The sequence below is a fragment of the Hansschlegelia plantiphila genome (assembly GCF_027922265.1).
GTDB classification, from domain to species: Bacteria; Pseudomonadota; Alphaproteobacteria; order Rhizobiales; family Methylopilaceae; genus Methylopila; species Methylopila plantiphila.
The window spans coordinates 438,947-457,994 of record NZ_BSFI01000007.1; the positions used below are offsets into that span (position 1 = coordinate 438,947).

The following is a 19,048-nucleotide window of genomic DNA, read 5'->3' on the forward strand; positions in this document are numbered from 1 at the left end:
GAAGGCCTGATCGGTCGTCAGGCAGGAACCACGGCGCGCTTCGGCGTCGCGACATTGACCACCACCGCCACCACGATGTTCAGCGCGAGCGCGATCAGCCCGATATAGACGGTCGTGCCCGCCGGGCCGCCGAAGGGCAGCGCCTGCAGCGGCTTGAGGCCGTCCGGTCCCCACGCCATCCAGCTCCCGCTGACGAAGCCGACCGCCCAGCCGACGAGCAGACCCGGCGCGCGGAACCAGTTCGTGTAGAGCCCGAAAACCAGCGCCGGCAGCGTCTGGAGGATCCAGATTCCGCCCAGAAGCTGGAGGTCGAGCGCGAACTTGGTGGGCAGGTAGATGATGACCAGCAACGCGCCCACCTTGACGACGAGCGAGGTGAGCTTGGCGACCGCCGCCTCCCCCGCGGGCGTGACCTGCGGATTGACGTAGGCCTTCCAGAAGTTGCGGGTGAAGAGGTTCGCGGCGCCGATGGACATGACCGCGGCCGGCACAAGCGCTCCGATGCCGATCGCGGCGTAGGCGAAGCCCGCGAACCAGCCTGAGAACAGCGTGTCGAACAGCGCCGGCACGATGTCGTTGTTGGTGGCGACCTTGATGCCGGCCGCGTGGCCCATGTAGCCGAGCATGGCGATGAGGCCGAGCAGCAGGGTGTAGGCCGGGAGCAGCACAGCGTTCTTGCGGATGGTGTTGGCGCTGTTCGCGGCGAAGATGCCGGTCAGCGTGTGCGGATACATGAAGGCCGCGAGCGCCGATCCGAGCGCGAGCGTCGCGTAGGCCACGACCTGGTTGCCGCCGAGCGTGAGGCCGCCCTTGCCGGCGGTCGCGAAATCCGCGCCCGCTTTCTCGAACACCGCGCCGTAGCCGCCGAGTTTCATCGGCACGACGATCACGGCCACGATCACCACGATGTAGATCATGATGTCCTTGACGAAGGCGATGAGCGCCGGCGCCCGCAGGCCCGAGGAGTAGGTGTAGAAAGCGAGGATCAGGAAGGCGACGGTCAGCGGGAAGTTGTGGATCGGCCCGAGCGAGATGCCCGAGAGCCCGAGCGCCTTGATCACCGCCTCCATGCCGATGAGCTGCAGCGCGATGTAGGGCATGGTCGCGACCACGCCGGTGATCGCCACGACGAGCTCGAGCGGGCGCGAGCCGTACTTGCCGTGCACGATGTCGCCCGCCGTCACGTAGTTCATCTCCTTGGCCTTCTTCCAGAGAAGCGGCATCACGAGGAAGACGAAGGGGTAGACGACGATCGTGTAGGGCAGGGCGAAGAAACCGTAGGCGCCGACGGCGTAGACCAGCGCCGGCACCGCGATGACGGTGTAGGCGGTGTAGAAGTCGCCGCCGACGAGGAACCAGGTGATCCACGTGCCGAAGTTGCGGCCGCCAAGGCCCCATTCGTCGATATGGGCGAGCGTTTCGGGCTTGCGCCAGCGGGCCGCAATGAAGCCCATCACGGTCACGAGCGTGAAGAAGAACAGGAAGACGGCGAGCGCCGGGTAATTGAGCGTCGGCGTCCAGACCGCGGGCGCGGCGGCTGCGTCAGGCGTCATCGCGCACGCTCCTGTAGGCGATCCATGTGATCAGCGCGGTGATCGGAACGAAGGCCAGCTGGTACCAATAGAAGAACGGAAAGCCGAACAGCCTCGGCTCGAGGAAGTTGTAGAACGGCACCCACAGCAGCCCGATATAGGGGATGACGAGAAGCCAGAGCGCTATTCGTGATTTTCGCCGGTCCATGATCTGGCACTCCCTCGTTTCTGGTTGGCGCGTGACAGGCGGCATGACCGCCTCGGTCGCGTAGATGATCGAGCGGGTCGCTTCAACGCGGAATGTCGAAGCCCGAGGGGTAGGCGTGCGCGCGGTGGGCGCCCGCCTCCTCGCTGAAATTGACGACGTTCTGCGTCTGCTCGCCGAGGCCGGTGATGCCGAGCCGCATCGTGTCGCCGGCCTTGAGGTAGGTCGGAGGGGTCTTGCCCATGCCGACGCCTGGGGGCGTTCCGGTGGTTACGACGTCGCCGGGGTCCAGCACCATGAAGCTCGAGATGTAGCTCAGCAGGAACGGCACCTTGAAGATCATCGTCGACGTGTTGCCGGTCTGCATCCGACGGCCGTCGACGTCTAGGAACATGTCGAGCGAATCGAGGTCGCCCGCCTCGTCGAGCGTCACCAGCCAGGGCCCGAGCGGCCCGAAGGTCGGCGAGCTCTTGCCCTTGACCCACTGGCCGGAGCGCTCGGTCTGGAAATGCCGCTCCGAGACGTCATTGCAGACGCACACGCCCGCGATGTGCTTCAGCGCGTCCTCCGGCTCGACATTGTAGGCGCGGTCGCCGACGACGAAGGCGAGCTCGACCTCCCAGTCGGTTCTCTGCTCGGCCTTCGGCAGCATGACGTCGTCGTTCGCGCCGACGATGCAGTTCGGCGCCTTGTTGAACAGGATCGGTTCGCGCGGGATGCGCAGCCCGGTTTCAGCCGCATGGTCAGCGTAGTTCAGGCCGACGCCGATGAAGTTGCCCACGCGGCCGACGCAGGGGCCAAGCCTTGCGTCCGCCGGAGCTTCGGGCAGGCTCGCCGGGTCGACGGCGCGGATGCGCGCAAGCCCTTCGGAGGTCAGCGCAACGCCCGAAATGTCCGGTACGACGCCGCTCAGGTCACGCAACGCGCCGTCGGCGCCGATCAGCCCCGGCCGCTCCGCGCCCGCCTCCCCGAAACGCACCAGCTTCATCGACGTCTCCCGTATGTTTTTATTGCGCTCGTTGGACTCCTTTTAACCTGCTGAGCGCCGCCGCCAAGCGGCGAGCGGCCCGGATGACGAAAGGAGAAAGCGCCCGGTGGAAGGTGGTGCTCGGGCGCCACGCTTGCGGCGAAACTGCGGCGAAAACCTGCGAATCGGTTGCTCCGGCGCGCGGGCGCCCACACCCTGATCAAGAAGCCGCATAAAGGTGCGGCGACGCGCATGACCGGTTTCCGCGGCCGGCGATTTCGGGGTTGTAATGTCGGTCACGAGGCTGGGGCATCGTTCGTCACTACTCATGGCGGCGGCGGTAGCGCTCGCAGTCGCCGGGGCCTCCACCGCAGCGGTCGCGGGCGCGTTCGCGCTTCGCGAGCAGAGCGCCACCGGCCAGGGCGTGTCCTTCGCCGGCATGGCGGCGGGCGGCGGCGACTCGATCTCCGGCATGTTCTGGAATCCGGCCGTCGTGAATCAGGTCGAGGTCTTCCAGGGCGAGCAGCACGTCACCGGAATCCTCCCGACCTCGAAGGTCGACGTCGGCGGGCCGTTCTTCGACGCGTTCGGCGACGGCGGGAACATCGGCAAGAACGCGGTCGTGGCCTCCGGCTACAACGCCTACCGAATCAACGACAAGGTCGCGATCGGTCTCTCGATCACCACGCCGTTCGGTCTCGCGACCGATCCGCACAGCGATTGGGGCGGCCAGCTGTACGCCCGCTCCTCGCGGGTGCGTTCGATCAACGCGACGCCGACCATCGGTTACAAGGTCAACGACTGGTTCTCGATCGCCGCCGGCGTCCAGGTGGAGTACTTCGACATCCGCCTGAAGCAGGCGACGGGCCTTGCGCCGACCGCGGCCACTTCGACGCTGAAGGCGGACGACGTCGGCGTCGGCTTTACGGCGGGCTTCACCGTGGCGCCGTGGGAAGGCGGCAGCGTCGGCGTCGGCTATCGTTCGGCGATCACGCACAACGTCTCGGGCGATCTCTACACCCCAGGCCCCGACTTCAAGGTCAAGGGCAAGGTGCCGCTCCCGGAGACCGTCTCGGTGGGCGTCCGCCAGCGGGTGACGCAAGACCTCACGCTTCTCGGCGGGGTCGAGTGGACCAACTGGAGCCGTCTCGACAAGGTCAAGGTGAAGAACAAGTCCGGCGGCGGGACGATCACCTCGCTGCCGTTCAACTATGACGACGGCTGGTTCTTCTCGGGCGGCGTGGAGTACGCGTTCCGGCCCGACCTGACGCTGAGGACCGGCGTCGGCTACGAGCTTTCGCCGGTCAACGACAAGAACCGGACCAACCGTCTGCCGGACGACGACCGCTGGTGGCTCTCGGCGGGCGGCTCATACAAGTACAGCGACCGCCTGAGCTTCGACCTCGGCTACACATACGTCTTCGTGCCCGGCAAATCGAAGATCCAGATCAACCCGGGCGATCCTGACGCGTTCCCTGGTCAGTCCATAGGCTACAACGCGGACGCCAAGTCCCATGTCCATCTGGTCTCCGCGTCGGTGCGGTACACCTTCGGCGGCCCTGCGCCGGCGGCGCTCGTCACGAAAGACTGACGCGCCGCAGCGCTGGCTTCCGGATGGGGCCGGCTTCGGGGGAGGCCGGCCCCTTTTTTTACAAGGCGTCAGACGCCGTGCCCGCGGCCGGACATGAAGCGCTCGAACTCCTCGCGCTGCCGGGTGGCGTCATAGGCCCCGCGCTCCGCGCGCATGTGCGCCTCGAAGGCGGCGACCGTTTCGTCGATCTTGCGACGCTCCTCGGCGAGCCGCGCGAGCTCCGCATCCCGCCAATCGTCGAAGGCGGCGTTGCCGGTCGGCCCGGCGCCGAGACCGAAGCCCTTCGGCGGAAATTCAGTGCGGAAGTTCCGCCCGAAATCGTCCGCCGCCTGCCTGAACTTCGACACCGCGCCGCCGGAGCCTCGCGCCCAGGCCGAAATCTTCTCGCCCCACAGCACATAGGCGACCATGGCGAGGCCGAGCGGCCAGAACACCACGAAGCCGATCGCGGTCAGGGCGACGGTGAGCGCGGTCCAGCGGTGAGGCACGCCGGGGATGGCCGCGGTCGCCGCGTCATCCGCAAAAGGGTTCGAGGTCATCGCAGTCTCCTGAAACTCGGCCGCCCGACCCGATCGCCGGCGGTAATCGCTTACGGTGGATTTGGCGATGCGGGGATTCTCATTCAAGCGGCGAGACGAGCAATGCTGGCGATGAACCCGCTGCGCCCCATTTCCATTGGGCGCCTAAGCCGCAGGCGCCCATGTCATATGCGTGAGACGAATCGAGATTAACCGCGGGCGGACGCAGAGGATGCAAAACAGAATGATGTCCGAAGAGCCCGTGACGCGACGTTTCCGGACCCTTTTCATCTCGGACGTCCATCTGGGCACAAAGGGCTGCCAGGCCGAGATGCTGCTCGGCTTCCTGCGCGCCCATGACGCCGAGGTCATCTATCTCGTCGGCGACATCATCGACGGCTGGCGGCTGAAGCAGACGTGGTACTGGCCCCAGACCCACAACGACGTCGTCCAGAAACTGCTGCGCAAGGCCCGCCACGGCTCCAAGATCGTCTATATTCCCGGCAACCACGACGAGTTCCTTCGCAGATATTACGGCTCTCACTTCGGCGGCATCGAGGTCGCGGAGACCGCGATCCACGAGACGGCCGACGGCCGACGGTTCCTCGTGATCCACGGCGACTTTTTCGACATGGTGGTCCGGCACGCCAAGTGGCTCGCCTTTCTCGGAGACTGGGCCTACGAGACCGCGTTGACGCTGAACACCCATCTCAACGCGCTCCGGCGCAGGCTCGGCCTCAGCTACTGGTCGCTGTCGGCCTGGGCCAAGCTCAAGGTCAAGAACGCGGTCAACTTCATCGGCCGGTTCGAGGAGATACTTTCAGCCGAGGCGCACAAGCACCGCGTCGACGGCGTGATCTGCGGGCACATCCATCACGCGGCGATCCAGGACATGAACGGCGTCGCCTATGTGAACACAGGCGACTGGGTCGAGAGCTGCACCGCGATCGCCGAGGATTTCGACGGCAGCCTGCGCCTGATCCGTTGGGGCGAGAGCCGGCCCGTCGCCCGCCCCGAACCGGAGCCGGCGTCCGGCCTGCACGCAGCAGCGTGACCGCCGCGGCGGGAAACGGCGCGGGGCGTCCGATGCGCGTGCTGGTCGTCACCGATACGTGGCGGCCGCAGGTCAACGGCGTGGTGCGCACCATCGAACAGATCGTCCTCGGCGCCCCGAAATTCGGCGCCGAGATCACGCTGCTGACGACGGAGGGTTTTCGGACAGTTCCGCTGCCGACCTATCCCGAGATCCGGCTCGCGATCGTGGGCGCGTCGCAGGTTGGCCGCATCATCGACGCCGCCGCGGTCGATCATGTCCATATCTCGACCGAGGGCCCGCTCGGGCTTGCGGCACGGAGGGCCTGCCTGCGCGCCGGGCGGTCGTTCACCACGAGCTACCACACCCGGTTTCCCGAATATGTCAGGCGGCGGGTCCCCATCCCGGAATGGCTGACTTACGCCTGGCTGAGGTGGTTTCACAACGCCGGCGACGGCGCGATGGTGGCCACGCAGTCGCTCGCCGACGAACTCGCCGCCCGCGGCTTCCGGCGTCTGCTGCGATGGACGAGGGGCGTCGACGCGGACCGCTTTCGGCCGAGACCCGGCGCCGACGTCTTCGGCAGGCCGCGCCCGGTGTTTCTCTTCGTCGGGCGCGTCGCGACGGAGAAGAACCTCGAGGCCTTCCTCTCGCTCGACCTGCCCGGGTCCAAGGTCATCGTCGGCGACGGTCCGGCGCGGACGGCGCTCGAGGCGGCCTTTCCCGACGTGCTGTTCGCCGGCGCGCTCGAGGGCGACCGGCTGGTCGACGCCTACGCTTCGGCCGACGTCTTCGTGTTCCCGAGCCGCACCGACACCTTCGGCATCGTGATCCTGGAGGCGCTTGCGAGCGGGTTGCCGGTGGCGGCGTTTCCCGTCGGGGGCCCGGCGGACATCCTGCAGGGCTCGGAGGCGGGCGTGCTTGACGAGGACCTCCGCCGCGCCGCGCTTGCGGCTCTCGACATCCCGCGGGAGATCCCGCGGGCGCTCGCCCTCAAGCATGGCTGGGACGAGCCGACCCGCCTGTTCGTCGAGAACGTCCGGACTGTGACGCGACGACGCGCCGAGGGCGCGGAGCCCAGGGGCGGAGAGCCGACGCCCTAGGACGCTGGGTGAACGCCTGTCAGGCGAACAGGATCGCCTTCTCCGCCTCCGACAGGCTTTCCAGCAGGCCGGGCGTCCAGGCCGCCGGCTGGTGCGGGCGGGGGCAGGGCGCCGCATCCTGGACGGGCGGCTCGGCCTCGAGCGCCAGCACGGGCGCGTCCTCGGCCACGATGATATCGTTCAGCTCCTCGAAGACGCCGAAGTCTCCGCTCTCGAACGAAGCAGGGTCGCAAGACGGCTCAGGCTCAGATTCAGGCTCGGCAGGTTCCGGAGCCGCCATCCGCCCCGGCCACGGGACCGGCGTTTCGCCGACGGCGAGCGCGACCAGCCTGTCGAGGCGGTCGAGATGGCGCAGCGCGCGATCGACATGGCGGTCTCCCTTGGCGTCCTCGAGTTCCTCGCGGATCAGGGCCGCGCGGGTCGAGACGCCGCGCATGAGCTCGGAAAGCTCCATCGTCTCCCGCTCGACCGCGCGGTCGTGGGAAAGCCGGCGCTCCAGCTCGTTCAGCGCGTCGAGGACGGCGCCCGTGTCGGCCGCGCGGTTGCGCCGGGCGTATTCAGCGAGGAACCAGCGACCTCGCTCCGTCTCCATGACGGCGTCGGCGATCGCTTCGTAGTCATCGGGGAAAGGCGGGACGGGGAGGCTCATCGATCGCAACGTCCATGCGCCCCGATCCGTCAGTTCCTAGCGGAATCAGGACGCTACATTTTAGGGGGGATTCCCCGTCATCGGCCAGCCGAAACGGGTCGACCGCCGGTCATCCCCAAAGGGCTGCGTCCGGCGGGTGCAGCAGGCTGCCGTCGTAGCGAATGCCGTGCTCCCGGTCCCGGGCGAGCAACAGCGGGCCATCGAGGTCGACCACGGCCGCCCCTTGCGCCAGAAGCACTGCGGGCGCCATGGCGAGCGAAGACGCCAGCATGCAGCCGACCATGATCGTCAGGCCCGCCGCGCGGGCGTCGCTCGCGAGCGCCAGCGCCTCGGTGAGGCCGCCGGTCTTGTCGAGCTTGATGTTGATCGCGTCGTAGCGGCCGACCAGACTGGCGAGGCTCGCTCGGTCGTGGGCGCTCTCGTCCGCGCAGACCGGGATCGGCCGCTCGATCAGGCGGAGCGCCTCGTCGTCGCCCGCGGGGAGCGGCTGCTCCACCAGCGTGACGCGCGCCGCCGCGCAGGCCGCGAGATTCTCCATGAGCGCGTCGCCGGTCCAGCCTTCGTTGGCGTCGACGATCAGCTCGGCGTCCGGGGCGCCCGCCCGCACCGCGGCGATCCGCGCGGGGTCGAGCCCATCGCCGCCGCCGAGTTTGACCTTGAGCAAGGGGCGGCCGGCGGCCCCGCGCGCGGCGGCGCCCATCGAGTCCGGGCTTCCGAGGCTGAGCGTGTAGGCGGTGACGAGCGGAGCCGGCTCGGGCAGTCCGCAGAGCGCCGCCACGCTTACGCCTGCGCGCTTCGCCTCGAGATCCCACAGCGCGCAGTCGAGGGCGTTGCGGGCGGCGCCGGGATGGAGGCGCGACTGCAGACGAGCCCGGTCGAGCCCGGCGGCGATCGCCTCGCCCAAAGCGTCGATTTCCGCCTTCACGCCTTCGGGCGTCTCGCCGTAGCGTGGATAGGGCCGGCACTCGCCACGGCCCCGATGCGCGCCGTCGACGAGTTCGGCGACCACGGTCACCACTTCGGTGACCGAGCCGCGGGCGATCGAGAATGCGCCGGCGACCGGCCAATGCTCGATGCGGGAGGTCAGCGTCACCGTCATGCGCCAGCCCTCACGGAAACTCCGCCAGCAGCCGGTCGACAATCGCCGCGACCCCGAAGCGGACAGGATCGCAGGCGGGCAAGCCGTACGCGCCGGCGGCCGCGTCGAGAGCGGCGAGCGCCGGCCCCTCCTCGAGCGCGACCGTATTGATCGAAATCCCGACGCAGCGGATGTCCGGATTGGTCAGCCGCCCCGCGGCGACGGTCGCGTCGATCACCTGCCCGATGGTTGGCAGGGCATGCGTCACGTTCCGCATCGTCTTTCGGGTTGGCTCATGGCAGACGACGAAGGCGTCCGGCTGCGCGCCGTGCAGCAGGCCGAGCGTGACGCCGGCGAAGGAGGGATGGAACAGCGAGCCCTGGCCCTCCACGACGTCCCAATGGTCGGCGGGGGCCGAGGGCGTCAGCCATTCGGCAGCTCCCGAGATGAAGTCTGCGACCACGGCGTCGATCGCCACGCCGCGGCCGGCGATCAGCACGCCGGTCTGCCCGGTCGCGCGGAATTCGGCGTCGAGTCCGCGGCCCGTCATCTCGGCTTCGAGCGCAAGCGCCGCATATTTCTTGCCGACCGCGCAGTCGGTCCCGACCGTCAGCAGGCGGCGTCCCGGCCGCTTCACGCCGGAGCCGGTGCGGAACCGTTCCGTCGAGTGGCGGACGTCGAACAGCTTGCGGCCATGCGCCTCGGCCGCCGCGGCGATCCGGGGAATGTCGCCGAGCTTCGTGTGCAGGCCGTTCGCGACGTCGAGGCCGGCCTCGACCGCCTCGACGATCGCATCGACCCAGTGCTCGGGCAGCGTTCCTCCGGGGTTCACGACGCCGATCACCAGCGTCTTGGCGCCGTTCGCCAGCCCTTCGGCGAGATCGAGATCGGGCAGGCCGACATCCGCCTGGCATCCAGGCAGCCGAATCTGGCCGACGCACCAGTCGCGTCGCCAGTCCACGACGCCGGCGGCGGTCTTCGCCGCGAGTGCATCCTTGGCGTCGCCCAGAAACAACAGGTAGGGCTTCGTGATCTCCAAGCGCGTCTCCCGAGGGGCGGCCGCCTCGACAGACCGCGACGCCGCTGAGTATTACGAGCAGGACGCGCATCGGCAAGACAGCCGGCGCGCTGGAAAATACGGACGAATTTCAGGTGCAGGTTGAGGACGACGTCGCCGACCTGAAAGTCGAGACCTTCGATGAGGGCCTCGTCGTGACGCCGCTCGGGGAATGGACCGCCGAAGCCGGCGACCGGCTCCAGCACAAGATCGACGTCATCGATTTCAGATCGGCCTCGGGCAAGACGGTTGCGATCGATCTCGCCGAGATCTCCCGCATGGACACCGTCGGGGCGCTGCTGATCGAGCGGCTGAAGGCGGCCGCCGAGAGCGCGGGCGCGAAGTTCGAAAGCCACGGCGCCCGGCCGCAGCAGGCGCGCCTGATGGAGGCGCTCGGCGAGCGCGGCAAGGAGCCGCCGCCCCCGAGCCGTAACGAGTCCGGTCCCGTCACGCTGCTTGCCGACATCGGCGGCGGGGTCATCGAGATCGGCGCCGACGTCAAGCGAGGCGTCGGCTTCCTCGGCGCCGTGGTGATGGTGACCGCGAGGCTCTCGCTCACGCCATGGCGCTTCCGGTTCACCTCGACCGTGAGCCACCTGGAGCGCGTCGGCCTGCGCGCGGTGCCGATCATCGCCCTGATCTCGTTCCTCGTCGGCGCGATCGTCGCGCAGCAGTCGATCTTCCAGCTCAAGAATTTCGGCGCGACCCTGTTCGTCGTCGATCTGCTCGGCATCCTCGTGCTGCGCGAGCTCGGGGTGCTGCTCACCGCCATCATGGTCGCCGGCCGCTCGGGCTCGGCGTTCACGGCCGAGATCGGCTCGATGAAGATGCGCGAGGAGATCGACGCCCTGAAGACCATGGGCCTCGATCCGATCGAGGTTCTGGCGATGCCGCGGCTCGTCGCGCTGGTGATCGCGATGCCGTTGCTGTCGTTCATCGCGGCGATGGCGGCGCTGCTCGGCGGCGGCCTGGTCGCGTGGATCTACGGCGACATCACGCCGATCACCTTTCTCCAACGGCTGAAGGACGCGCTCAGCCTGCAGACCTTCTTCGTCGGCATCGTCAAGGCGCCGTTCATGGCGGTGATCATCGGCCTGATCGCCTGCACCGAGGGCATGAAAGTGGAGGGCTCCGCCGAATCGCTCGGCGCGCGGACCACGTCCTCCGTCGTGAAGTCGATCTTCGTGGTGATCGTGATGGACGGTCTGTTCGCCATGCTGTTCGCGGCTATGGGGATCTGACGTGGCGGACGTGACCCCCCCCGCCGCAACGACGGACCGCGGCGCTGGCGACGAGCCGGAACTCGTCATCAAGGTTCGCGACCTCGTCGTCGGCTTCGGTGAGCGCAACGTCATCGACGGCATGGACATGGACGTCCGCAAGGGCGAAATCCTCGGCGTGGTCGGTCCGTCCGGCACCGGCAAGTCGGTGTCGCTGCGCGCCATCATCGGCCTGACGCCGAAGCGCGCAGGCACGGTCGAGGTGTTCGGCGTCGACCTCGACGCGGCGTCCGCCGCCGACAGGCTCGCGGTCGAGCGGCGGTGGGGCGTGCTGTTCCAGCAGGGCGCGCTGTTCTCCTCGCTGACTGTGCGGCAGAACATCGAGATGCCGTTGCGGGAGCACACCAATCTCAGCCCGAAGCTCCGCGAGGAGATCGCGCGCGTGAAGATCGACCTCGTCGGCCTGAAGCCGGAGGCCGGCGATCGTTTTCCCTCGGAGCTCTCCGGCGGCATGATCAAGCGTGCGGCGCTCGCCCGGGCGCTCGCGCTCGATCCCGATATCGTGTTCCTCGACGAGCCGACGGCGGGGCTCGACCCGATCGGCGCCAACGCCTTCGACCGGCTGATCATGACGCTGAAGGACGCCCTGGGGCTGACCGTCTACCTCGTCACCCACGATCTCGACACGCTGACCACGGCGTGCGATCGCATCGCTGCGCTGAAGGGCGGCAAGGTGCTCGCGATCGGACCGATGTCCGAGATGGTCAAGAATGACGATCCCTGGATGAAAGAATATTTTCGTGGCGAGCGGGCCCGCGCGGCCGGCATCGGCGCAACAGCGGCCTGAGGCGGGGATCGGATAGACCATGGAGACCCGCGCAAACCACGTCCTTGTGGGCGCCTTCACGCTGCTGGTGCTGGCGGCCGCCTTCGGCTTCGTCTGGTGGTTCACCTCCGCCGGCGCGAACCGGGAGCGGGCGATCTACCGCGTGCAGTTCCAGGGCGCCGTCTCCGGCCTCACGCCAGGATCCGGCGTGCTGTTCAACGGCATCCGCGTCGGCGACGTGACCAATCTCAACTTCGACCCGCAGGATCCGGCGAAGGTCGTCGCGCGCGTCGAGGTGTTCAAGAACACGCCGGTGCGCACCGACACCCGCGCCCGGCTCGAGATGACGGGCCTGACGGGCGGCGCCGTGATCCAGCTGACCGGCGGCGCGCAGACCTCGCCGCCGCTGCCGCTCGTCACCACCGAGAGCGGCGATCCGAACAACGCGCCGGTGCTGATCGCTGAAGGCTCGGCGTTCCAGGACATCCTCGAGGGCGCGCGCACCGTGCTGCAGCAGGCGCAGACGACCTTCGGCGACATCCAGGGCCTGGTCGGCAACAGCCGCGGCTCGGTCGAGCGCTCCCTGCAGAACGTCGAGCAGTTCACGGCGGCGCTGTCGGCGAACTCCGACGACCTCAAGACCTTCATGCAGAGCACGGGCGTCGCGGCGCGCCAGATCGGCAACCTCGCCGACAATCTGGTGCCGCTCGTCACCGACGTGCAGAATCTCGTGCGCGCGGTCGACGTGAATAAGGTCGACCAGACAATGACAAACGCCGTCGCCTTCACCGACAATCTCAAGAAGGCCGGGCCGAAGGTCGAGAAGGCGCTGGGCGACGTCGCGGCTCTCGCCGAGCAGTTGCGCGGCTCCGGCCAGCGCGTCGACGACGTGCTGAAGCAGGTCCAGTCGGTCGTCGCCGCGGTCGATCCGTCCAAGGTCAACGCGTCCGTCGACCGCTTCACCGCGGTGCTCCAGTCGATCGATCCGGCCAAGGTCTCGAGCACGATCTCCTCGGTCGAGGAAGCCTCTCGCAACGCCAACCGCACGATCGCGGCGATCGATCCCGAGAAGATCAACCGCGCGGTCGACGGCTTCACCGGCCTAGCGACCTCGATCGACGGCCCGACGATCAACCGCGCCGTTGCGAGCATCGACCGCGCGGTCTCCGCGGTCGACGGCGACAAGGTCCGCTCGACCATCGACAACGTGAACCGCTTTTCCGAGGCGCTCGGCCGGAACTCCGAGAACGTCGACCAGATCGTCGCCGACGCCCGCAGCATCTCCGAGCGCCTGAACGGCACCGCCGCCAAGCTGGACGGCCTGATCGACGACGCCCGCAAGCTCGTCGGCGGCGGGCAGGCGCAAGGCGCGGTAGCGGACTTCCAGAAGACCAGCCAGGCGATCCGCGAGCTCGCGCTCAAGCTCGACGGCCGGACCGCCGAGATCACTGCGGGCGTCAACAAGCTGTCGAACTCCGGCGTTCGCGACCTCCAGGGCTTCGTCTCCGACGGCCGGCGCACGCTGAACAACCTCGACAGCGTGCTTCAGGATCTCAAGAGGAACCCCCGCCAGTTCCTGTTCGGCAGCGATGGCGGCGTCCCGGAGTATCGCGGCCGATGAGCAAGGATCGCAGCATGGTCAAGGCGCCTCGAACGGTCCTTCTCGCCGTCGTCGCGGCGGCCGCCTTTGCGCTCGCGGGCTGCGGAGGAGGCACGCCGCCCAGCACCTTCGATCTCACGGCGCCGGCGCGCCTGCCCGGCGCCGGCGGCGTGCGCGGCACGCTGGTGGTGGCGGAGCCGGTCGCGGTCGCGGTGCTCGACGGCCAGCGGGTCGTCGTGAAGCCCGACGCCGGCACGGTGACCTACCTGCCGAACGCGCAATGGTCGGATCGCCTGCCCAAGCTGGTCCAGTCCAAGATCATCGAAGCTTATGAGAACTCGAACCGGCTGCGCGCGGTCGGCCGTCCGGGCGACCGGCTCTCGGTCGACTATCAGCTGGTGAGCGAGCTCCGCGCCTTCGAGATCGACGCCGCCACGGGCCAGGCGAGCGTGGAGCTGACCGCGAAGATCGTCAACGACAAGACCGGCAAGATCGTCTCGGGGCAGGTGTTCTCCGCCCGCCGCGCGCTCGCCGGTCCGCTCGACGGCCCGACGGCGACCCGGGCGCTCAACGAAGCGCTGGCCGAGGTGCTGGCCCGGCTCGTGGCCTGGACGGGAAACGGGGCTTAAGCGCTCCGGGGCCCTCCCTAGGTCCGAGGCCCGGCTATCTTCGCCCGAACACGGCGACCGCCTCGACATGGGCGGAATGGCGGAACTGGTCGACCGGCGTGATCCGCTCCAGGACGTAGCCGCCGCGCGTCAGGATCGCGGCGTCGCGAGCGAGCGTCGCGGCGTTGCAGGAGACGGCGACCACCCGGCGGACCTTCGAGGCGGCGATCGCCCGCGCCTGAAGCTCGGCGCCGGCGCGCGGCGGATCGAAGGTCACGGCGTCGAAGCGGGCAAGTTCGGCCGCGGTCATCGGGCGGCGGAACAGATCGCGCGCCTCTGCCTGAACGCGCTTGAGGCCGGAGGCCGAACGCGCCGCGGCCGACAACGCCTCGACTGCGGGCCGGTCGGCGTCGGCTGCGAACACCTCCGCCGTCTCGGCCAGCCGAAGAGCGAACGCGCCGGCGCCGCAGAACAGATCGGCGACCCGCTTCGTCCGCCCTATCGCGGCCTGCACGAGACGGGCGAGCGTCTCCTCGCCCAGAACCGTCGCCTGCAGGAACCCGCCCGGCGGCGGCGTGACTCTCGCCCGGCCGACGGAAAGCAGCGGGCGGCGGCGCTCGACGACGACGTCGCCATGGATCGACAGGCGCGCGAGATCGAGCCGTCCGGCGAGATCCACCAGCTTCAGCAGCAGCGGTTCCGGCAGCGGCCCGGTCCCGCGGACGTCGAGGTCGAGTCCGGTCGCCGTGGCGGACGCCACGAGGTCGAGCGGCTTGCGTTTCCCCTTCAGCGCCTCGGCGATGGCGCGCGCCGCCGTCAGCGCGCCGCCGAGCTGCGGGGCGAGCAGGGGACAGACCCGGATCGGGACGATGGTGTGGGCGCGCGCTTCGGCGAAGCCGACCGCCAACCGTCCGTCGGCCTCGAAGCGGGCGTGGAAGGTGGCGCGCCGCCGTCCGGCGCCGTGGGCGTCGATGCAGGGGTCGACGCGGTCGGCGACCTCCAGTCCTTCGCGCTGGAAGGCTGCGATCAGCAGGCCGCGCTTCCATTCAAGCGCTGCGGCTTGCGCGAGCTCCTGCGTGGCGCAGCCGCCGCAGCGGCCGACTTCCGGGCAATAGGCGGCGACCCGGTCGGGCGACGGCTCGACCACGCGGAGCAGCCGCGCGCGGTCCCCGCCGAGCCGTTCGGCCTCCACGAGCTCGCCCGCGAGAGTGCGCCCGACATAGAGGGGGCCGTCCGCGACGCCGTCGCCGCGGTGGCCGAGTTCGGAAATCCGCAGCAGCTCAGCCATCGGCGCGCCGCGCGGCTATGAGGAATTCGACATTGCCGTCGCCGCCGGCGATCGGCGACTGCGCGACGCCAAGCACGGTGAAGCCGAGCGTTGTTATCAGCGCTCCGGCCGCCTCCACGACGCGGGCGCGCACCGCCTCATCCTTCACGACGCCGCCCTTGCCGATGTCGCGCCGCCCCGCCTCGAACTGGGGCTTCACCAATGCGACCAAGGTGGCGCCAGGCGCCGCGAACGCGAGGGCGGGCGGCAGCACGACCGCGAGGGGGGCGAAGCTCACGTCGACCACGATAATCCGGGGCGGGTGGGGCAGAGCCCCGGGCGACAGCCGCCGGATGTCCGTCGCCTCGAGCGACAGGACCCGTGCGTCGTTTTGGAGGCGGGGGTGAAGCTGACCCCGGCCGACGTCGACCGCCGTGACATGCGCGGCGCCCCGGGCCAGCAACGCATCGGTGAAGCCTCCGGTGGAGGCGCCGACATCGAGCGCATGGAGGCCGCTCACCTCGATCGCGAAATGGTCGAGCGCGAAGGCGAGCTTCACGCCTCCGCGAGACACGAAGGGGTGGGCCGCCGACGCCGCGATCACGGCGTCGGGCCGCAGCGCGTCGGAGGCGCGCGCGACCGGAGCGCCATCCGCGCTGACGAGGCCGGCGGTGATGGCGGCCTGCGCCCTCGCGCGGCTTTCGAAAAAACCGCGCTCGACGAGCAGCAGATCCGCGCGGCGGCGGGGTGGGGACATTTGAACGGTTCTCGGTGAGTGGCAATCCTTAGGACATGACGGCGCCGGACGGAACCGCGATCGGGCCTTCGGCCGCGCTGCGTCCGGATTGCGCGGCCGCCCGGCCACCTACGCAAATGTTTCCGCCGCCGCCCTCCGCCGACGATAGACTGCGGCTGGCGTTGGGGACCATGCGGTGCAGGACGAGATCGAGGATCTGAGGGCGGTCTCCCGCCGACGTTTCATGGCGGCGACGGCTTCCTTCGCGGCGTTGGCGGTGGCTCCGGCCTGGGCGCAGGGGATCGTCGGGGCGCTCGACGGGGCCGCGCTCGGAGTGAAGCCTGGCGACGCCGACCAGAGCAGAGCGCTCGCCCGCGCGCTTGAACGCTCAGCCCGGGAACGTCGGCCGCTCGCTCTCGGTCCGGGCGTCTACCGCGTGGCGAACGTGACGATGCCGGACGGCGCCGTGCTGATGGGCGTTCCCGATGCGACGCGGCTCGAGCTCTCCGGGAGCGGCGCGCTGCTCAGCGCCAGGGGCGCACGCCGGATCGCCCTGCGCGGCATCACGCTCGACGGCGCCAACATCCCCGGCGACGAACGCGCGGGCGTGATCGAGGTTCAGGACGTCGCCGCGCTGACGCTGGACGAGGTCACGATCGTCGGGGCAGGCGCGAGCGCGGTGGTGATGAGCCGCTCCGGCGGAACGGTTCGCAATTCGCGCTTCGAGAACGCGCGCCAGTCCGCGCTGTTCTCGATGGACGGCAAGGGCGTCTCGGTCACCGACTGCGTGATCCTCGGCTGCCGCAACAATGGAATCCTGATCCGGCGCACCGACAAGGGCGACGAGAGCTCGATGGTCTCGCGCAACCGCATCGAGGACACCGGCGCGCTCGACGGCGGGCTCGGCTGGAACGGCAACGCGATCAATATCTCAAAGGCGGCCGGGGTCGTGGTCTCTGGCAACGCGATCCGGCGGTCGGCTTTCACGGCGGTCCGCGCGCACCAGGCCGACGACGTCATCATCTCAGATAATCTGTGTCTCGATAGCGGCGAGACCTGCCTCTATGCGGAGTTCGGCTTCTCTGGCGCGGTGATCTCCGGAAACCTCGTCGACGGCGCGGCGAGCGGGATCGCGGTCGCGAACTTCAACGAGGGCGGCAGGCTCGGGACCGTCGTCGGCAACGTGGTCCGCAATCTGTTCCGGCGCAGGAAACTCGATGGGCCCGGCGAAAGCTATGGTCAGGGGATCGGGGTCGAGGCGGACGTCGCGGTCACCGGCAACGTCGTCGAGAACGCGGCGACCGTCGGGATCACCGCCGGCTGGGGGCCGTACCTCCGCGACGTCACGATTTCCGGAAACGTGGTCCGCGGCTGCGACGTGGGAATCAGCGTGTCGGTCGTCGAAGGCGTGGGGCCGGCGACGATCGTCGGCAACACGGTGACCGGATCGCGGCGCGGAGGGGTTTTGGGATACCGCTGGGACCAGGTCTCGACGCCGGATCTCGCCGTCGGAGGGTCTGGCGGCCTACCCGGTCTGACCGTGTCCCAAAACACGCTCAGGTAGCAAACGAAGCCGTCGCCTTCGTCGGCACGGGCCCGGCCAACTCTTTGAAGCACTTATAATTTGCACAAAGAGGAGGCGCCAAGGGTTGTTTCGCCTCGCCCGGAAAACGCCGCGATTTGGCCCTTTCAGCGCTGCGACATTTTGGCGACAGTGCGTCCGGAACAGTCAGTTCCCGCCTTCTTTGCCATAGCAATCAGCGCGGGAAAAATGTCCTCTGCAGTCAGCGGCGCCGAGTCGGGGGCGCTTGTTGAGCCATCGGTTCAGTTTCCGACAGATTTCGCACCGGCACGTCAAGAAACCGGACCGCATGGCGAAAACGACATCGTGCTCGGATAGGCGGCGTTCCCAGCAGGGCGCCGATCGGAGGAAAAGGCAACATGCTGAATAAGACGATTAAAATTGCAGCAGCCGGCGCATTCATGCTCGGCGCCACGACGACCGCGGCTTTCGCCGGCGCAACCGCGCAGCCGGGCGAGACCGCCGGCCTCGCCGCCGGCGCCCCGCTGCCGGAAGGCGTGTATTTCGTGAACACGCTCGACTGGGGCGTTCGCAAGCTCCCCGGCACCGACGCCAAGCTCCTCGTCGACATTCCGGTGCTCGCCTGGTCGACCCCTTGGACCATCCTCGGCGCCAACTTCCAGGTGCTCGGCGCGCTGCCGATGATCCATTCCGACGCCGGCACCAGCGACTACGGCCTCTACAACCCGTTCGCGGCGGTTCGCTTCGCGTGGGATCTGGGCGGCGGCTTCGGCGCCAGCTACCTCTCCGGCTTCTACTTCAACGCCGGCGACAAGGGCATCCGCGTCCCGGCCACGACCTGGCGTCAGGACTTCGCGGTCAGCTACACCGGCGACGGCTGGAACCTGACGGCGAACCTGCTCTGGGGCATCACCTTCGACACCTCGAAGTACTCGCCCTTCAACTCGACCCCGAACGGCTTCAACCTCGACCTGACGGCGACGAAGACCTTCGGCAAGTGGGAAGTCGGCGCGGTCGGCTTCGGCTCGACGCAGTATGACCTCCCGACCGGCTACGGCGGCAAGCAGAAGCAGTTCGCCCTCGGCCCGCTCGTCGGCTACAACTTCGGCCCCGTCATCCTCCAGGCCTTCGTGACGCGCGATGTCTACCAGCGCAACATGGGCGGCAAGGACACCCGCTTCTGGTCGCGCATCATCATCCCGCTGTGGACCCCGACCCCGGCCGCCGCTCCGCTCGTCACCAAGTACTGAGACGACGGAACACCGGACGGTCCAATCGGATCGATCTGACGGAACGGGGGCGCCAAGCGCCCCCGTTTTCGTTTGTGCGGCGAGCGGCGGCGTGTTCCGAGCGGTCTGTTCCGCCCGGGGCGTCACCGTTTGCGATCGAACCACGCCCTCATGCTGCGCCGTCCCCAGCAGCCGCCGCTCAGCGCAGAGCCCTCCGATCTGGCGCAGCCCGAAGACGAGTTGGTCGCCCGGGGGTGACGGGGGCGATCCGACCCTGTCACGGTCT

General features: G+C 68.8%; 18 protein-coding genes. 9 read left to right on the plus strand and 9 right to left on the minus strand.

Annotation, left to right across the window (positions count from 1 at the left end; genetic code table 11):
- Positions 1-17: 17 nt before the first annotated feature.
- From mctP to PKE75_RS08490, 3 genes are all read right to left on the minus strand, one after another.
- Complete coding sequence (mctP, locus tag PKE75_RS08480; protein ID WP_271168273.1) at positions 18-1,553, minus strand: monocarboxylate uptake permease MctP; 1,536 nt, start codon at positions 1,551-1,553, stop codon at positions 18-20.
- Entirely contained in the window at positions 1,543-1,740 is a 198-nt protein-coding gene (locus tag PKE75_RS08485) for a DUF3311 domain-containing protein (RefSeq protein ID WP_271168274.1), read from the minus strand. Before PKE75_RS08485 ends, mctP begins: the two co-directional genes overlap by 11 nt.
- 82 nt (positions 1,741-1,822) lie before the next feature.
- Positions 1,823-2,725 (minus strand): fumarylacetoacetate hydrolase family protein, encoded by a 903-nt coding sequence (locus tag PKE75_RS08490; RefSeq protein WP_271168275.1) that lies wholly within the window; start codon positions 2,723-2,725, stop codon positions 1,823-1,825.
- Positions 2,726-3,032: 307 nt separating this feature from the next.
- On the opposite strand from PKE75_RS08490, the gene PKE75_RS08495 reads away from it, so the two are divergent.
- Positions 3,033-4,295, plus strand: a complete 1,263-nt coding sequence (locus tag PKE75_RS08495; protein WP_271168276.1) for an OmpP1/FadL family transporter — start codon at positions 3,033-3,035, stop codon at positions 4,293-4,295.
- Between the two features lie 68 nt (positions 4,296-4,363).
- Here the strand turns inward: PKE75_RS08495 and PKE75_RS08500 are convergent, their stop codons facing one another.
- Positions 4,364-4,834 carry a DUF2852 domain-containing protein gene (locus tag PKE75_RS08500; protein WP_271168277.1) on the minus strand — a complete coding sequence of 157 codons (471 nt, stop codon included), beginning with the start codon at positions 4,832-4,834 and terminating at the stop codon, positions 4,364-4,366.
- A 226-nt stretch (positions 4,835-5,060) separates the two neighbouring features.
- Between PKE75_RS08500 and PKE75_RS08505 the strand changes: the two genes are divergently transcribed.
- Both PKE75_RS08505 and PKE75_RS08510 read left to right on the plus strand, forming a co-directional pair.
- Positions 5,061-5,867 carry a UDP-2,3-diacylglucosamine diphosphatase gene (locus PKE75_RS08505; protein WP_271168278.1) on the plus strand — a complete coding sequence of 269 codons (807 nt, stop codon included), beginning with the start codon at positions 5,061-5,063 and terminating at the stop codon, positions 5,865-5,867.
- A gap of 32 nt (positions 5,868-5,899) precedes the next feature.
- Positions 5,900-6,949 (plus strand): glycosyltransferase family 4 protein, encoded by a 1,050-nt coding sequence (locus tag PKE75_RS08510; protein WP_271168279.1) that lies wholly within the window; start codon positions 5,900-5,902, stop codon positions 6,947-6,949.
- 19 nt (positions 6,950-6,968) lie between these two features.
- Here PKE75_RS08510 and PKE75_RS08515 read toward each other — a convergent pair whose 3' ends face one another.
- From PKE75_RS08515 to dgcN, 3 genes are all read right to left on the minus strand, one after another.
- Positions 6,969-7,598 carry a hypothetical protein gene (locus tag PKE75_RS08515; protein WP_271168550.1) on the minus strand — a complete coding sequence of 210 codons (630 nt, stop codon included), beginning with the start codon at positions 7,596-7,598 and terminating at the stop codon, positions 6,969-6,971.
- A gap of 109 nt (positions 7,599-7,707) precedes the next feature.
- Positions 7,708-8,697 (minus strand): N-acetyl-D-Glu racemase DgcA, encoded by a 990-nt coding sequence (gene dgcA / locus PKE75_RS08520; protein WP_271168280.1) that lies wholly within the window; start codon positions 8,695-8,697, stop codon positions 7,708-7,710.
- 10 nt (positions 8,698-8,707) lie between these two features.
- Positions 8,708-9,715, minus strand: a complete 1,008-nt coding sequence (gene dgcN, locus PKE75_RS08525) for an N-acetyltransferase DgcN (protein WP_271168281.1) — start codon at positions 9,713-9,715, stop codon at positions 8,708-8,710.
- 113 nt (positions 9,716-9,828) lie between these two features.
- On the opposite strand from dgcN, the gene PKE75_RS08530 reads away from it, so the two are divergent.
- From PKE75_RS08530 to PKE75_RS08545, 4 genes are read left to right on the plus strand one after another with little or no spacing between them, the layout of a single operon-like run.
- The gene (locus PKE75_RS08530; RefSeq protein WP_271168282.1) at positions 9,829-10,974 is read left to right on the plus strand and encodes an ABC transporter permease; all 1,146 of its coding nucleotides are present in this window, start codon (positions 9,829-9,831) and stop codon (positions 10,972-10,974) included.
- Position 10,975: 1 nt separating this feature from the next.
- Positions 10,976-11,800, plus strand: a complete 825-nt coding sequence (locus tag PKE75_RS08535; protein WP_428979121.1) for an ABC transporter ATP-binding protein — start codon at positions 10,976-10,978, stop codon at positions 11,798-11,800.
- 19 nt (positions 11,801-11,819) lie between these two features.
- Positions 11,820-13,400, plus strand: a complete 1,581-nt coding sequence (locus PKE75_RS08540) for an MlaD family protein (protein WP_271168283.1) — start codon at positions 11,820-11,822, stop codon at positions 13,398-13,400.
- Positions 13,397-14,008, plus strand: coding sequence for an ABC-type transport auxiliary lipoprotein family protein (locus PKE75_RS08545; protein ID WP_271168284.1), 612 nt, complete (start codon positions 13,397-13,399; stop codon positions 14,006-14,008). The genes PKE75_RS08540 and PKE75_RS08545 overlap by 4 nt, the downstream gene beginning before the upstream one ends.
- A 34-nt stretch (positions 14,009-14,042) precedes the next feature.
- Here PKE75_RS08545 and PKE75_RS08550 read toward each other — a convergent pair whose 3' ends face one another.
- Together PKE75_RS08550 and PKE75_RS08555 are read right to left on the minus strand one after the other, a co-directional pair.
- Positions 14,043-15,275, minus strand: coding sequence for a class I SAM-dependent RNA methyltransferase (locus PKE75_RS08550; protein WP_271168285.1), 1,233 nt, complete (start codon positions 15,273-15,275; stop codon positions 14,043-14,045).
- Entirely contained in the window at positions 15,268-16,011 is a 744-nt protein-coding gene (locus tag PKE75_RS08555; protein ID WP_271168286.1) for a TlyA family RNA methyltransferase, read from the minus strand. Before PKE75_RS08555 ends, PKE75_RS08550 begins: the two co-directional genes overlap by 8 nt.
- Before the next feature lie 175 nt (positions 16,012-16,186).
- On the opposite strand from PKE75_RS08555, the gene PKE75_RS08560 reads away from it, so the two are divergent.
- On the plus strand, positions 16,187-17,554 hold the full coding sequence (locus tag PKE75_RS08560) for a TIGR03808 family TAT-translocated repetitive protein (RefSeq protein ID WP_271168287.1): 1,368 nt from the start codon (positions 16,187-16,189) through the stop codon (positions 17,552-17,554).
- Between the two features lie 377 nt (positions 17,555-17,931).
- Positions 17,932-18,783: a transporter gene (locus PKE75_RS08565; RefSeq protein WP_271168288.1), complete on the plus strand. Its 852-nt coding sequence runs from the start codon at positions 17,932-17,934 to the stop codon at positions 18,781-18,783.
- Positions 18,784-19,048 lie beyond the last annotated feature (265 nt).

Excerpts from the sequence above, each read along its gene's own strand:
- PKE75_RS08555 (WP_271168286.1), bottom strand. The coding sequence starts at position 16,011 with ATGTCCCCACCCCGCCGCCGCGCGGATCTGCTGCTCGTCGAGCGCGGT.
- mctP (WP_271168273.1), bottom strand. The coding sequence starts at position 1,553 with ATGACGCCTGACGCAGCCGCCGCGCCCGCGGTCTGGACGCCGACGCTC.
- dgcA (WP_271168280.1), bottom strand. The coding sequence starts at position 8,697 with ATGACGGTGACGCTGACCTCCCGCATCGAGCATTGGCCGGTCGCCGGC.
- PKE75_RS08500 (WP_271168277.1), bottom strand. The coding sequence starts at position 4,834 with ATGACCTCGAACCCTTTTGCGGATGACGCGGCGACCGCGGCCATCCCC.
- PKE75_RS08490 (WP_271168275.1), bottom strand. The coding sequence starts at position 2,725 with ATGAAGCTGGTGCGTTTCGGGGAGGCGGGCGCGGAGCGGCCGGGGCTG.
- PKE75_RS08550 (WP_271168285.1), bottom strand. The coding sequence starts at position 15,275 with ATGGCTGAGCTGCTGCGGATTTCCGAACTCGGCCACCGCGGCGACGGC.
- PKE75_RS08545 (WP_271168284.1), top strand. The coding sequence starts at position 13,397 with ATGAGCAAGGATCGCAGCATGGTCAAGGCGCCTCGAACGGTCCTTCTC.
- PKE75_RS08515 (WP_271168550.1), bottom strand. The coding sequence starts at position 7,598 with ATGAGCCTCCCCGTCCCGCCTTTCCCCGATGACTACGAAGCGATCGCC.
- PKE75_RS08485 (WP_271168274.1), bottom strand. The coding sequence starts at position 1,740 with ATGGACCGGCGAAAATCACGAATAGCGCTCTGGCTTCTCGTCATCCCC.
- PKE75_RS08495 (WP_271168276.1), top strand. The coding sequence starts at position 3,033 with ATGGCGGCGGCGGTAGCGCTCGCAGTCGCCGGGGCCTCCACCGCAGCG.
- PKE75_RS08505 (WP_271168278.1), top strand. The coding sequence starts at position 5,061 with ATGTCCGAAGAGCCCGTGACGCGACGTTTCCGGACCCTTTTCATCTCG.
- PKE75_RS08540 (WP_271168283.1), top strand. The coding sequence starts at position 11,820 with ATGGAGACCCGCGCAAACCACGTCCTTGTGGGCGCCTTCACGCTGCTG.
- PKE75_RS08510 (WP_271168279.1), top strand. The coding sequence starts at position 5,900 with ATGCGCGTGCTGGTCGTCACCGATACGTGGCGGCCGCAGGTCAACGGC.
- PKE75_RS08565 (WP_271168288.1), top strand. The coding sequence starts at position 17,932 with ATGCTGAATAAGACGATTAAAATTGCAGCAGCCGGCGCATTCATGCTC.